The sequence below is a fragment of the Shinella sp. GW835-FHT14H05 genome, assembly GCF_058793575.1.
On sequence record NZ_JBXAFY010000022.1, the window covers coordinates 1 to 13,904 of the forward strand.

13 protein-coding genes and 1 pseudogene are annotated in these 13,904 nt (G+C 65.2%); 3 read left to right on the top strand and 11 right to left on the bottom strand.

The annotated features are described in order from the left end of the window. Positions 1-91: 91 nt before the first annotated feature. A pseudogene (locus AC1Q6Z_RS32260) lies at positions 92-434 on the top strand (aminotransferase); the annotation flags it as partial. Between the two features lie 124 nt (positions 435-558). Here AC1Q6Z_RS32260 and AC1Q6Z_RS32265 read toward each other — a convergent pair. The 9 genes from AC1Q6Z_RS32265 to AC1Q6Z_RS32305 are packed head-to-tail and all read right to left on the bottom strand — an operon-like array spanning position 559 to position 8,290. Further along, positions 559-1,428 (bottom strand): Pnap_2097 family protein, encoded by an 870-nt coding sequence (locus AC1Q6Z_RS32265; RefSeq protein WP_492650361.1) that lies wholly within the window; start codon positions 1,426-1,428, stop codon positions 559-561. Positions 1,429-1,433: 5 nt separating this feature from the next. Beyond that, positions 1,434-2,708 carry an MSMEG_0569 family flavin-dependent oxidoreductase gene (locus AC1Q6Z_RS32270; RefSeq protein ID WP_492650362.1) on the bottom strand — a complete coding sequence of 425 codons (1,275 nt, stop codon included), beginning with the start codon at positions 2,706-2,708 and terminating at the stop codon, positions 1,434-1,436. Between the two features lie 11 nt (positions 2,709-2,719). Beyond that, complete coding sequence (locus AC1Q6Z_RS32275; protein WP_492650363.1) at positions 2,720-3,007, bottom strand: MSMEG_0570 family nitrogen starvation response protein; 288 nt, start codon at positions 3,005-3,007, stop codon at positions 2,720-2,722. After that, the gene (locus AC1Q6Z_RS32280; RefSeq protein ID WP_492650364.1) at positions 3,000-4,154 is read right to left on the bottom strand and encodes an MSMEG_0565 family glycosyltransferase; all 1,155 of its coding nucleotides are present in this window, start codon (positions 4,152-4,154) and stop codon (positions 3,000-3,002) included. The genes AC1Q6Z_RS32275 and AC1Q6Z_RS32280 overlap by 8 nt, the downstream gene beginning before the upstream one ends. Then, positions 4,151-5,125, bottom strand: coding sequence for a sll0787 family AIR synthase-like protein (locus tag AC1Q6Z_RS32285; RefSeq protein ID WP_492650365.1), 975 nt, complete (start codon positions 5,123-5,125; stop codon positions 4,151-4,153). The genes AC1Q6Z_RS32280 and AC1Q6Z_RS32285 overlap by 4 nt, the downstream gene beginning before the upstream one ends. Before the next feature lies 1 nt (position 5,126). Beyond that, complete coding sequence (locus tag AC1Q6Z_RS32290) at positions 5,127-5,669, bottom strand: MSMEG_0567/Sll0786 family nitrogen starvation N-acetyltransferase (RefSeq protein WP_492650366.1); 543 nt, start codon at positions 5,667-5,669, stop codon at positions 5,127-5,129. Continuing rightward, entirely contained in the window at positions 5,666-6,784 is a 1,119-nt protein-coding gene (locus AC1Q6Z_RS32295; protein ID WP_492650367.1) for an MSMEG_0568 family radical SAM protein, read from the bottom strand. Before AC1Q6Z_RS32295 ends, AC1Q6Z_RS32290 begins: the two co-directional genes overlap by 4 nt. Further along, positions 6,711-7,754 carry a Nit6803 family nitrilase gene (locus AC1Q6Z_RS32300; RefSeq protein ID WP_492650368.1) on the bottom strand — a complete coding sequence of 348 codons (1,044 nt, stop codon included), beginning with the start codon at positions 7,752-7,754 and terminating at the stop codon, positions 6,711-6,713. Before AC1Q6Z_RS32300 ends, AC1Q6Z_RS32295 begins: the two co-directional genes overlap by 74 nt. A gap of 53 nt (positions 7,755-7,807) precedes the next feature. Next, positions 7,808-8,290, bottom strand: a complete 483-nt coding sequence (locus AC1Q6Z_RS32305; protein ID WP_435269282.1) for an MSMEG_0572/Sll0783 family nitrogen starvation response protein — start codon at positions 8,288-8,290, stop codon at positions 7,808-7,810. Between the two features lie 365 nt (positions 8,291-8,655). Here AC1Q6Z_RS32305 and AC1Q6Z_RS32310 point away from each other — a divergent pair, with 365 nt between their 5' ends. Next, on the top strand, positions 8,656-10,059 hold the full coding sequence (locus AC1Q6Z_RS32310) for an aminotransferase-like domain-containing protein (protein ID WP_492650369.1): 1,404 nt from the start codon (positions 8,656-8,658) through the stop codon (positions 10,057-10,059). A 28-nt stretch (positions 10,060-10,087) separates the two neighbouring features. Here AC1Q6Z_RS32310 and AC1Q6Z_RS32315 read toward each other — a convergent pair whose 3' ends face one another. Further along, entirely contained in the window at positions 10,088-10,942 is an 855-nt protein-coding gene (locus tag AC1Q6Z_RS32315) for an SDR family oxidoreductase (RefSeq protein WP_492650370.1), read from the bottom strand. 105 nt (positions 10,943-11,047) lie between these two features. On the opposite strand from AC1Q6Z_RS32315, the gene AC1Q6Z_RS32320 reads away from it, so the two are divergent. Then, the gene (locus AC1Q6Z_RS32320) at positions 11,048-11,761 is read left to right on the top strand and encodes a TetR/AcrR family transcriptional regulator (protein WP_492650371.1); all 714 of its coding nucleotides are present in this window, start codon (positions 11,048-11,050) and stop codon (positions 11,759-11,761) included. A gap of 22 nt (positions 11,762-11,783) precedes the next feature. Here the strand turns inward: AC1Q6Z_RS32320 and AC1Q6Z_RS32325 are convergent, their stop codons facing one another. Continuing rightward, positions 11,784-13,691: a diguanylate cyclase gene (locus tag AC1Q6Z_RS32325; protein ID WP_492650372.1), complete on the bottom strand. Its 1,908-nt coding sequence runs from the start codon at positions 13,689-13,691 to the stop codon at positions 11,784-11,786. Positions 13,692-13,904 lie beyond the last annotated feature (213 nt).

The following is a 13,904-nucleotide window of genomic DNA, read 5'->3' on the forward strand; positions in this document are numbered from 1 at the left end:
TGGGATGAACCCGCAGAAGACGGCACATCGTCCGCACGGAAAACTGCAAGCGATGCAAGGCAATCAACGCGTACTTCTAGGGGCTATTCATTATGACTTGCGGCCTGACGCTCGCCGGTTTGAGACCTGGGAGAACAATTATGCCGCGCGGCTGGGATTCGGTGTTGCAATCGATTATGCGCAAGCAATTGGGATCGATGTCATTATGGAGCGTTGTCGATCCTTGGCCGACCAGCTTCGTGAGCCCTTGCCGGGATTTCCGGCGTGAAGGTCCACGATCTTGGGCCACGTCCCGCCGCGATCGTGACACCTTGCTCGATGCAACCGCCCGTGCACTGCCCAACGTCGTGCGGGCGTCGCCCCACTACTACAATAGTGAAGCAGAGATTTTGCGCCTTGTGGCCATGATCCACAGTCTGGTGCACGGCAGTTAGGCACACGCAAGATCACCGAAAGCCTAATTTCGATCAAAGACAGCACGGCCGGCAGACTTTGTGAAATCTGCATGCATCTTATCGATCAGGATGATGTCCGAGATCGAGTCCAGGTGCGAGCTTCTCATCGAAGAATGCGGCCCGCCCTATAGTTGGAAAACACCATCCCGATTGTCTTTCCGTCGCTCCGCTTGAGCCGGCATAGCTGGGTCGGGCTGTTGGGTGTCTCGGCCGCAAGCTCGGCCTCGATGGTTTCTCCGGCATCGATATTGCCGAAGAAGAAGACATCGCGGTCGCCGATCGTCCTGTCTTCCGCCGGACACCAGGATGTCAGGGCCCTGCTGGCGACGGCCTGGAACTCAACGCAGTAGAACAGGCCGGCGCCGTTGAATTCCTGAAGACGGTCGGGCTGGAAGCGGTGGGAGGCGAGGGGCGCGCTGTCGGTCGCAAGGCCGAAATGGCTGCGCAGCGTCCCCGCACGAAGCGCTGCCGCCGTCTTCGCCAACGTGCTTTCCACGCCGGCCGCGCTCCTGCGGTTCGACAGCGCGGTGCGTATGATGGAGCGGTTGTCATCCGCCCGGCCGCGGGTCACAAAAAGCGACAGGAGCTCCACCGTGCCGATCGGCCTTTCGCCGCAGGAAAGGTGGTGCCGCGTGAGTGTCTGCGTCCGCCCGACGGGATGAAGCCTCGAGCGGATGGTCAGCACGTCGTTTGCCTCGACCGCTGCGAAATCGGCATTGCTCAGCGCCGTCGCGCAGAAGGCAGCATAGGCCTCGGCCCCGTCCGGCGTACGGAAATCGGCGTTGTCCATGCCGAGATCTCGCGCCAGCATCAGCCAGTGGCGATGGCCGAGCTCCTTCATCAGCCAGGTTTCGGAAAGTCCGTCCGGCGTCAGGTGCGGCATGCCGATCAGGAGGTGCGGCTCCAGCGCCCGCTCCATCAGCAGGCGGGCGGTGGGGGCGCGCATCGCCTCGGGGAAGATCGCGAGGTTCATGGGTGTCAACCGTTCGCCGCCTGCCGGGTCATGGATCGCCGCTCGGCAAGCGTTCCGGCGAGATGGCCAACGACATGTTCGGCGTCCTTGCCGACGGCGAGGAGGCGGCCCGAGCCCCAGGTCCAGAGCCATGGCAGGCCGAGCACATAGACGCCCTCCACGCCGGTCACGCCGCGCCGCTGCACAGGATAGCCGGTGCCGTCGAAGATCGGCAGGCCGACATAGGACCAGTCCGGCGAAAAGCCGGTCGCCCAGATGACGGCGGAGACGCCGGCCGCCGCGAAGTCGAGTTCCGTCGGGTCCGTCTCCGGTCGCCACGCCGGTTGATAGACGCTTTCCCCCGGCGCATCGATGCCGTGCTTGAGGATGTGCCGGTCGATCAGTGCGTTGATGCCGTTATAGACACGGTCGGCCTCGTCGAGATTGGCCGTCAGGTCCGCATCGAAGAGCATACGGCCGTGCTCCACCGTGCGCATGCGGCCATAGAGCGCCATGCCCTCCAGCGCGAATTTCCTGAGGTCGATGTCGCGCCCGCCGTCGCGGCCGGTGAGGTAATGGTTGGTGTCGTGGCGTTTCTTCGTCATGCCGTCGTGCTCGACGGTGATGTCGTACTGGCCGATGTCGGCGAGCCAGTCGACCACGTCGCGGCCGCGGTAGAAGCGGGCGCAGCGCGGGGCGTTGCCAGTGACCATGTGCACCTTGCGGCCTGCAAGGTGAAGGTCCTCGGCGATCTGCGCGCCCGACTGGCCGGAGCCGACGACGACCACCGCACCCTCCGGCAGTTGTCCGGGATTGCGGTAGTCCGCGGTGTGGATCTGGACGATCGCGTCCGGCAGGCGTTCGGCGGCGCGCGGGATCGCGGGGCGGCTGTAGAGGCTGGTGGCGAGGATAACGCTTTCGGCCGTCACGGTGCCGATGGAGGTTTCGATGCGGAAGAGATCGCCGGCCTTCTCCACCGAGGTTACGCCCGCATGCTCGAAGACGGGCGCCTTCACCTTGTCGATGAAGCGGTCGACATAGGCGATGATCTCGTCCTTGACCATGAAGCCGTGCGGGTCGTCGCCGTCATAGGGATGGTCGGGAAGCTGGCATTGCCAGTTGGGCGTGACGAGGCAGAAGGCGTCCCAGCGCTCGTCCTTCCATTTGTGGGCGACGGTCTTCTGCTCGAAGACGACGTGGTCGATGCCGTGTTTCTGGAGGTAGTGGCTGGCCGAAAGGCCTGCCTGCCCGCCGCCAACGACGACGGCGCTGTAATGGGATTTGAGGATGGGCTTGGTCATGGCGGGTCCTTTCAGGGAAGGAAGGTTTCGCAGCGCACGCGCGCCTCGGTGTCGGCAAGGAAGGGTGCGCCCGTCGCCACGATGCGGGCGAGTTGGCCGCGGGCGAGCGAGCAGGGATATCCGTATTTCGCCTCGACCCGCTCGCTGGCGATGGTGAGCGCCTTGCGGCTGCGGTCGAGAAAGTCGGAGACGGGGTAGCTTTCGCCTTCGTCGAGGAACTCCTTCACGACGAGCGAGGGCGAGTAGCAGGTCTCCTGCCGGCCGTCCGGCCAGGTGACGACGAAGTGCATTTCAGGCATGGACGGCCTCCTTCAGGGTCCGGTAGGCGGCGAGATGGCTTTCAGCGACGCGGCGCCAGCTGAAGCGCGCCGCCACATCCAGCCCGCGGGGAATGACGCGCTCGCGGATCGCCGGCACGAGGGCCAACGCCATGGCATCGGCAATGGAGGCGGGATGCTTCGGATCGCACCAGAGCGCATGGTCGGCGCCGAGATATTCGGTGAAGGGCGGGATGGAGGAGACGATGGCCGGAATGCCGCTCGCCAATGCCTCCAGCACGACGAGGCCGAACCCTTCCTTCAGCGAGGGGAAGACCAGCGCGTCGGCGAGCCGGTAGAGGTTCGGCATGTCCTCGTCCGCAACGGGGCCGATCATGTGCACGGCGGCGGCATGGCTGGCGAGCGCGGCAAGCTCGGTGCGGAATTCTGCCTGGTAGGCGCTATGGTCGAGCAGCGAGGCGCCGCCGGCGATCACTAGCTGCGCATCGGGGCGCACGGCGCGCAGCTGGCGGAAGGCCTCGAGGATGGCCATGGTGTTCTTGCGCTTCTCCACGCCGCCGATGCTGAGGAAGACTGGGCCTGACGGAATGCCGAGCCGGTCGCGCAGCGCCGTCTGCTCGCCGCTCCAGGTCGGCGCGAAGCGTTCCGTATCGACGCCGTTGCCGACGACGACGGCCGGCATGCCGCGCTCGCCGAGCGCCTGCTGCCAGAGCGTGCTCACGGCGAAGAACAGGTCCGCCTCGACGATCGAGCGGTCCTGCAATGCCACCAGCCGCGGATCGCCGAACGTATCGACATGGTGCACTGTTCGGCCGAATCCGGGGATGAGGCCGCGCGCCTTCAGCGTGGCCAGCGCATTGCCGGAAATACCGTCATGGGCGTGGAAGATGTCGAAGCCGCGGTTGGCGCGCGGCTCGAAATGGGAAACGTAGTCGGCAATGCGCTGCTCGACCATTGCCGTCATGTCCGCCGGCGCCTCGGCGACGGGGAAGGCGGCGGTGACGCAGGCCGGCTGGCGGAAAAAGCCCTTGCCCTTCGCGTCCGGCGCATGCAGCACGACCGTGTGGCCGAGTGCCGTCAGCGCCTCGGCGAGCTGCATGGCATGCACCACCCCGCCGCGCGGATTGGTGGAATGCGTCAGCATGGCGATGCGCAGCCGCCCAGTCATGCGCTTTCCTCCAGCGGTGCGGCCTTCATGAGCGGGGTTTCGGCGTGGTCGCGGATAACTGCGCGGGTCCCCCCGTCGGTGATCGCGACCGTGCTGCCGGCCGTGACCGTGCCGATCGCGGCGGCGGCGATCGCACGGCGGGCAAAGCGCTCCAGCACCGCATCGAGCGTTTCAGGTGGAACGGAGAGCAGATAGCCGAAGCTCGGGAAGGTTTTCAGCCAGCGGGTGAGCGGCACGCCGGCCGGCAGCGGAATGCGGGTCACGTCGATCTCGATCGCCACATCCGAACATTCGGCGAGCATGATCGCCGTGCCGATGATCCCGCCCTGGCTGATGTCCTTGGTGGCAAGGGCGAGGCCCGCTTCCGCGATCTCCGGCAGGATTTCGAGATCACCGCGCAGCCTCGTCGGCGGGGCGTCGGTCGCGGCCTCCCAGTTGTCGAATGGCTCGCGGTAGCGGCCGCGATGGTCGATCGCCGCGATCAGCATGTCGCCGGGCCTGGCGTCAAAGCTCGTCAGCAGTCGCTTCGCCCGACCGAGGATGGCCACCGAAAGCTGGCCGCGGTCGGTGCGGATGTTGGTGTGGCCGCCGACGATCGGCACGCCGAAGGCGGCGGAGGCCGCGCGCATGCCGTCGAGTACGGGGGCGGCCGCCTCGTTGCCATCCGCCCAGACGGCATCGACCACGGCGAGCGGCCGGCCGCCCATCGCGGCGACGTCCGAAATGTTGACCATCACCCCGCACCAGCCGGCAAACCACGGATCGGCGGCGACGAAGCCGTTCATGAAGCCCTCGATGGCGAAGAGCAGGTAGCCGTCGCCATCCGGCAGCGCCGCGCAGTCGTCACCGACGGCGACCGGCGCGCCGGCAAGGCCGAGCCGGGTGGAAACGCCGGCAATGTCCGCCTTGGCGGCGATGCCGCTGGATTCGGCGAGAAGGGCGGCAAGGCCCGGAATATCGACCGTCGCCATCTCACGCCGCCTTTCTCGGAAGGGCCACGAAGCCCGCTTCGGGTGTGGGGCACGGCGGATACCAGGCGAGGTCCGCCTTCATGCGCAGATGCGGCTTGCCGTAGATGTCGATTTCCTCGACCGCATCCCAGTGCAGCCGGCGGAAGAGCAAGCCGTTCTGCGGCTGCACATTGGCGAGAAACGTGTGGCAGCCCATCGCGTTTGCCGAAGAGACGGCAAGCCGGATGAGCGTCGCTCCGAGCGCGCCGATCGTGCGGTAGTCCGCATGCACGGCGAGCCGCGAGCCCCACCAGACACCGGGCTCCGCCTCGTGGATGCGCACCGTGCCGACGAGCCGGTCCGCCGCCACGCCCAGCATCGACAGCGCGACGATGGGCGTGGCGTGGGCGTCGATCGCGTCGCGGTCGTCGCCCTCGAAAAGGCCCTGTTCCGCGCAGAACACGGCGCGCCTGAGCGCATGCGCCTGCGCCCGCTCCCAGGCGGAGGTGGCGAACTTCACCTGGAACTCGCTGGCGCGGAAGGGGGAGACCGGTTCGATGATCATTTCGTCAGCATCCTCTCATAGGTGGAAAGGGCCGAGCAGGCGCCGCACTTGCCGCAGCCCGCCTTGATGTCCACGGCCTTGAGGCCGCTGTCGACCAGCATCTTCGAAAGCGGGTCGAGGATCGAATGCATGAAGTCCGGCTTCGGCGCGGGATGGCTTTCGAGCGGCGTGCCGGAGATCGGCACGAAGGGCACGACGAACGGATAAACGCCGATCGCCACCAGCTTTGCGCAGATGTCGAGGATCGCCTCGCGCGTGTCGCCGAGACCGGCGAGGATATAGGTCGAAACCTGCCCGCGGCCGAAGACCTTCACCGCCGCCTCGAAGGCGCGCATATATTGCGGGACCGACACCTGCGCCTTGCCGGGCATGATCCTCGCGCGCAGTTCCGGCGTCACCACTTCGAGATGCATGCCAAGCGCATCGACGCCTGCATCCTTCATGATCTGGTACCAGCCGTCGTCCTCCGGCGGCTCGCACTGGGCCTGGATCGGCAGGTCGACGGCGGCCTTGATGGCGCGGGCGCTCTCGGCGAGGATCGCGGCACCCCGGTCCGGCCCCTTCGGCGTGCCCGTGGTCATCACCATGTGCTTGACCCCGTCGAGTTCGACGGCGGCCTTCGCCACCTCGGCCAGCTGCTCCGGCGTCTTGTGGGCGATGGTGCGGCCGGCGGCGAGCGACTGGCCGATCGCGCAGAACTGACAGGTCTTGGTGCGGCTCTGGTAGCGGATGCAGGTCTGCAGCACCGTCGTCGCCAGCACGTCGCGCCCGTGCAGCACGGCGATCTGCGAATAGGGGATGCCGTCCGCCGTCATCTTCTCGTAGAAGCGCGGGCGGAGCGGAAAGGCGACCTCGCCGATGACGCGGCCGTCGCGGCTGATGCGGCTCTTGCCCGCCGCGTCCGGCTTTTCGACCAGATAGGGGCTCTCGAAGGCGGGTGCGGTGTGCACCGGCACCATGACGGTCATGCCGTCGATGGTCATCGGCTTGTGGTCGGAAGGGCCGGCGCCGCCGCGGCGGCTCTCGTGCCCCGCCTTCGGATCAACCAGCCTGGCTCCGAAGGACTGCAATTCGTTGATCAGTTTCTCGGTCGGAAGACGCGTTATCGTGTCCATCGGTGCTGTTCCTTGCCGGATCGGTTTCGAAGGAGGGGTGGGCGGTGACCATCGGCCGCGCTGGCCGGTCGTCATGGAGAAGGGAGAGAAGCTCCGGCCGGGCGTAGTGGCCGACCGAATCCATCATGCGCTTGCGCTTGACGATGAGGCTCATGTCGAGATCGGCGATGAGGATGCCTTCGCCCTCGGTGATCGGCGGCGCGAGATGCTTTCCCTCAGGCGAGATGATCGCCGTCATGCAGCCGCCGCGTAGTGCCCGTTGCAGCTTCTCGTCCGGCGTGATCGAGGCGATCTGCGCGTCGGTGAGCCAGCCGGTGGCATTGACGACGAAGCAGCCGCTTTCGAGCGCGTGGTGGCGGATCGTCACCTCCATCTGCTCGGCGAAGATCGGGCCGACCATGGAGCCGGGAAACTGCGCGACGTGGATCTCCTCGTGGCGGACCATCAGCGCATAGCGGGCGAGCGGATTGTAATGCTCCCAGCAGGCGAGCGCGCCGATGCGCCCGACGCGGCTGTCGACCACCGTCAGCCCGGCGCCGTCGCCCTGGCCCCAGATCATGCGCTCGTGGAAGGTCGGCGTGATCTTGCGGCGCTTCAGGAGAAGCGTGCCGTCGGCATCGAAGATGAGCTGGGCATTGTAGAGCGAGCCGCGGTCGCGTTCGTTGATGCCAAGCGCGACGACGATGCCGTTTTCCCGCGCGGCGGCGGCGACCGCATCCGTCGCCGGGCTCGGCACGGTCACGGCCTCCTCGTAGAGCCGCACATGCTCGCCGCCGGAAAGCACCGGCGGCAGCACGAAGGAGAAATAGGGATACCAGGGCACGAAGGTCTCGGGAAAGACGATCAGGTCGGCGCCCTTGCCGGCGGCCTCGCGGATCGTTTCCAGCACGCGCGCCATCGTCGCCTCGCGGGAGGTGAGGTCCGGCGCGATCTGCGCGGCGGCGGCCCGGACCATCAGCTTCTTGTCCATGACGAATTCCTTCCATCGGGACGGGGAGGCGGAGCGTGTCCGCCTCCGCCGGGTCACAGGGTCCAGGTGTCGAGGATGAAGGCGCCGTCGCGGCGGTGGATGAGGATCAGGTCGAGCACGTCAAGCGGACTGATCGGCCGTATGCCGGGGATCAGCGCCTGTTCGCCGTGGCCATAGAGCGCCTGCAGCGCGAACCGGCAGGCATAGACCTTGCCGCCTTCCTCAATGAAGCCCTTGATCTGGTTGTTGAAGTTGAGATGGCCGGGGAAGGCTTCGGCGCCGAGTTTCGGGAAACCGCGCTGCACGCCGAGCGTGACGCCCGGGCCGTAAAGCAGGACCGCGGTCTCGAACCCCTTGCGCTTCAGGCGCTTGGCCTGCAACAGGTTGACGAGGCCGATCGAGCCTTCGAAGGCGACGGTGTGGAACGTGATAAGGGCTTTCTCGCCTTCCCTGGCCTGGACGTCCTCGAAGACCTTCTCTTCGTAATCGACGAAGAAGTCTCCGTCTGCGTGGGCCGGTGCGGTGATTGCGGGCATGAATGGCTCCTGTGTTGGCGTCAAGCCCCTGCCGGGGCACAGCCATTCAATTGCAAGGCCCATGCCAGAATTGATTTTGCACAAATTGCAGTCAACGGTCGCAAAAATGCATTCAATTACGCAGTCAATAGGCGAAATCCCGATTCCGGGAGTCAAAAATGAGAGCAGAGCCCTGCTGAAACAGCGATCAGCAATGGCCGTATTGAATGCATTCAAATTGCATTCAATACGGCATCGTAAGGCCGCGGTGCGGCGGTACCCCGTCTGGATGCCGCGCTTTGCTATGCCTTGGCCGCAATCGCGGGATGACAGGGAGAAAAAGCAGCAATATACAGTCAATGATCGCAGACGGACTCCCGCACCCCATGAAGACTTGGCATCCCGACCTCAGCCGCTCCCACAGCCCGCGCTACATGGCGATCGCCGATTTGATAGAGATGGACCTGCGCAGCGGCCATCTGGTCGTCGGTGACCGGCTGCCGCCGCAGCGTGAGCTGGCGAAGCGGCTCGACATCGACTTCACCACGGTCGCGCGCGGCTATCTGGAGGCGCAGAAGCGCGGGCTCGTGCAGTCCCATGTCGGGCGTGGCACCTTCGTCACCGGCGGCCTGGACAGCGAGCGGCGCGGTTTCTCCTCCGCAATGGCGTCCGACCCGCGTCGCGCCACCGTCGTCGATTTTTCCATGAACATGCCGCCGGAACCGGACAATCCGGACTTGCTCGCCCGCATGCGGGAAGGGCTTTCGGCCGTCGCCGCCGATCTCGTGCCCCTCCTGCGCTACCAGGGGTTCGGCGGAACCGTCATGGACAAGGACGCCGCTGCCGCCTGGCTCAGCCGCCGCGGCCTCGTGCCGGCGCAGGAGCGCATTTTCGTCACCCCCGGCGCGCATCCCGCACTGCTCGCCATCTTGAGCATGCTGGCAAAGCCGGGCGAGACGGTTCTTTCGGAAAACATCACCTATCCCGGCATGCGCTCGATCGCCGCCCAGCTTCGCCTGCGCCTCGTCGGCCTGCCGACGGATGAGGAAGGCATCCTGCCGGAGGCGTTCGCGGAGGCCTGCGAGCGCGAGAAGCCGAAGGCGATCTACCTCAATCCGACCCTTCAGAACCCGACGACCCTTACAATCCCGACCGTCCGGCGCGAGGCCATCTGCGCGGTGGCGCGCAAGTACCATGTGCCGATCGTCGAGGATGACGCGTACGGCTTCATTCCGCTCCATGCGCCGGCCCCGCTCGCCGCCATGGCGCCGGACCTCACCTGGCATATCGGCGGGCTGGCGAAATGCATCGGTGCCGGCCTGCGCCTTGCCTATGTGGTCGCGCCGGACAGCCGCGCCGCCTGGCCCTTCGCCAGCGCCATGCGGGCGAACAACGTCATGGCCTCGCCGCTGATGATGGCGCTTGCCACGCGCTGGATCGAAGACGGCACGGCCGACACGATCCTGCGCTTCATCCGTGCCGAATCCGAAGCGCGCCAGGCGATCGTCGCCGCAATGCTGCCTGCCGGCAGCTACCGTGCCGATCCGATCAGCTTCAACATCTGGCTGCCGCTTTCAAACGGCTGGACGCGCTCCACCTTCGGCACGCACATGCGCTCCGCCGGCATCGGCGTCGTCGCTTCAGATGCCTTCGCCGTCGATGGCACGCCGCCGGAAGCGGTGCGCATCTGCCTCGGCGGCCCGATCAGCCGCCCGTCCCTGCAATCGGCGCTGGAGTTCATGGCCCACGCCCTCGAAGGCCCACCTGAAATGGCGGGGTCCTTCTTCTGAGTTCCGGATCCAGCCCGCGTACGCCATTCTAGCTTGCAAGGATTTGTCTTGCGGCAATCGGCTCGCGCCCCAGGAGCTTGCCGAGCGTGGGGTCCGTCCTTGCGAACTCTCCGGCACGCGCTGCACGATACATGCTGAGCGTGATGGCGATTACGGCCGGGGGCAGGCTGCGGGCTGTAAGAAGCAGCTCGAATTCTTCATCCGTCGGGGTTCTGCGGGTGATCGTCCGCCCGGAAATCTCGCTCATGATATTGGCGATGTCCGTGAAATCCAGCGCCGCCGGGGCTGTCAGCGGTGGCGTTGGGCCGTCGAAGCGGCCTTCCTCGGCGAGGATGGTTGCAGCGGCTGCCGCCAGATCTTCGTGGGCGGTCCAGGAGAATTTTCCGTCCTCCGGAGCGACGACCTCTCCAGTCCTTGCGGCATCGGCGGTCATTTGTCGGGCGCTCTCGGCGTAGAAACCGTTGCGCAGCGCCGTCCAGGCCAGGCCGGACTCCTGCAACATAGTTTCCGTCGCCGCATGCACATGCATCGGCAGGAATGCCGACGTCGCGCTTACGGCCATATGGCTCGTATACAGGATGCGCCGCACGCCCGCGGTCTTGGCCGCCGCTATGGCGTCGCGATGCTGCGCTTTCGAGTCCCCGCCATAGGCGCTGGCGTTGGATGAGACGACAAGCACCTGCGTTGCGCCCTCGAACGCACCGGCAAGGCTGTCGGGCTGTGCGAAATCGCCATGGCGCACCCGCACACCCTGCTGCAAGAACGCCGCTGCCTTGCCGGGATCGCGCACGCTGACTGCGATCCTCTCGGCAGGAACCCGTTCGAGCAGGTGTTGAACCACCAGACGGCCCAGCTTTCCGGTGGCGCCCGTTACGACAATCATGATTCTACCTCTTGTTAGCAATGATAACGTGACGGTGATATCAGTGATTATCGTTGAAATCAAGTTTGTGATAGCGCCGCTAACAATCGCTGCTAAAATCGGCTGATGGCGACAAATGAATTTCCCTCTCCCGCAGATGAACCCAGCGATACGCGAGCGCGTATTCTCGCCGCGGCTACCCGCCTTGTGGCGGCGGGCGGGGAGGAGGCGGCGACCACGCGGGCGGTGGCGGACGCTGCCTCCGTCCAGGCACCCACCATCTACCGCCTGTTTGGCGACAAACGGGGGCTTCTCGACGCCGTGGCGGAAGGGGCCTATGCAAACTACATCGCCGAGAAGGTGCGGCGCGAACCGGAGGCCGATCCCGTTGATGACATGTGCAGGGGGTGGGACGACTATATCGCGTTCGGTCTCGCCAACCCGGCGATCTTCAACCTGATCAAGACGACCTACCCAAATCCGCCATCAAAAGTGACCCTTGCCGGATTGGCGGTGCTGCGGGAAAAGGTTGGCCGTCTTGCGCGCCTCGGGCGTCTTCGCGTGAGCGAAGAACATGCGGTCGATCTCGTTCATGCGGCAGGAATCGGCTGTGTTCTTTCCCTTTTGGCAAAGGCGCCGGATCAACGGGGCGATTTGGCGGAGGCCGCGCGCGAAGCTGTGTTTTCGCAGATTATCGAGGGGCGCCCTCTGAAAAATAGCAGCGAGCTTTCAAGCATCGCCACCGCCTTGCGGTCCAGGCTGGGCGAGGTCGCCGTTCTGTCGCCAGGTGAGCGCCTTCTGCTGGAGGAAATGCTGCAGAGGATCGCGGACCGAGGATAGTGGCGGCCTTCAGGTGCGCCGATTATCCCTTTGTTTTCACGAGGTGCGGCTTGGTGGGCTCCCATGCGCGCACGAGGTCCCGACCGGACGCCTTGGCTAGATAGAGGGCTTCATCGGCGCGCAGCACGAGCCGGCCGGCATCCGGCCCGATCGTATGGTTGGTGAGCGTCGCCACCCCGATGCTGGCTGTCACGATGCCTTTCTCGCTGCCGGTATGGGCAATCTCCAGCGCGCGGATGCGATTGCGCAGCTTGTGGGCAAGGGTGAGCGCGCCTTCCTCCGGCGTGTCGGGCAGGATCAACGCGATTTCCTCGCCGCCATAACGGGCGACGCGATCGGTGGGGCGGTGGGCGACTGCGCGCAGGCACTCGGCGATCGCACGCAGGCAGTCATCTCCGGCCGTGTGGCCATAGGTGTCGTTGAATGCCTTGAAGCGGTCCACGTCGAGAAGCAGGAGGCTCAGCGGTCCTTCCCCGCGCCCCGCGGCCGCTATTTCCTGCGCAAGGATGGTGTCGAAGGCGCGTCGGTTCAGCAGGCCCGTCAGCCCGTCTGTTTCTGCAAGTTCCGCCAGCCTTATATTGAGATCGCGCAGCCTTTGTTCGCTTTGCTTGCCGTCGGTGATGTCCGAACAGACCACGAAACATGTACCGTCGGGCGCAGGGTTCGTCCTGGACTCGATCCATCGTCCGTCGAAGAGCGGAAACTGCATCGTTCCGGGACTGCGCAGGCGGGATACGGCGGTATTGATCCATTCGGTCACGTTGTCCGTGGGAATGTTGATGAGTTCGCCGCGCGCGATCGAGGCATAGAGGATGGATGCGGCGGGCGTGCCCGGCACGCGCAGATCCGCCGTGAGGGGAAACATCGTCCGATATTGCTCGTTGCAGAAAACGACATTGAGGTTCTCGTCGAACATGACGAGGCCATCGGCCATATTGGTCAGCGCGGCCGTCGCCTTGCGCTCGCTTTCGGCGAGCGCCGTCTCAAGCTCCTTTTTGGCGGTCACATCGCGATTGTGGGTGATGACGCCCGTCACGTGCCCGTTCTCGTCCAGCAGCGGCGACTTGAGAGTCGAAAGCCAGGCGATCGTTCCGTCCCGGTGGGTTACCTCCTGCTCGATGACGTAGGACGTTTCTCCCTGTGCCGCCTTGTCTTCATCGGCTTTGAACTTGAGGGCGATATCGGCCGGATAGAAGTCGAAATCGGATTTTCCGATTAGAGCGTTCGAATCCGTTGCTTTCATCAGCGCCGCCGTTGCCGGATTGGCGACGATGAACCGCCCTTCGACGTCTTTCACGTTCAGGCAGTCGGGAAGGCTGTCGATGACGACCTTGTAGATATGGTTTTTCCGCGTCATTTCACGCCGGCGAAGCTCGCTGGCGATTGCAAGCGAGATCATCAGCGTGGAGGCAAAGACGATGATCGTCGTCGGCAGCAGCACGGTGGGCGCGATGGCGATCAACGTGTCGCGCGGCAGTGCAAGGAAACCCAGGAGGCCGCTGACGGCGACGGTCGCGGAGAAAACCAGAATGGCAGGAAAGGAAGGACGCTGGTCCTTCTTCAGGTGGTAGGCGGCCATGCCGACAGCAGCGGCGATCGCGATACCCGTCAGCCCGGCCACGGTTCCAGCACCGCCGGAAGAGAGCCTGAAGGCCGCGACGAGAACGGTCGTCACGGTCAGGGCGATCGGTCCGCCGAAGAGGCCCGAAACCGCAATCACCGTGGTCCGCAGGTCGATGAAGATACCGTCACTGATCTGGAACGGCAGCAGCATTACGAGGATTGCGCCGGTTCCCAGGAGCAGGCCGAAACCAAGCTGCCGCACCACGGCGTGGCGGAAGAGCCGCGGAAGTTGCGTATTGCTCCAGATCGAAACCAGGAGTGCGAGGATCGCCATGTTGGCGAGCAGATCATGCCATACTGTACCCACGCTTCGCCTCCGCGGACAACGTGCTAGCCGGTTGCACCGATGTCAAACAGGATAGGCGCTTAGGTAAAACGTCCGGTTAACGCGGGGTTAAATTTGGGTGACCCTCGAGCGTCGGGAGGTTTCGGATTGTCGGCCTCATGAGGGGCTAGCTTCGTCCTCGGTAAGCGCGACCTCCGCTCGATCGATTGTCCGACGCAGTATTTGGCGTCACAA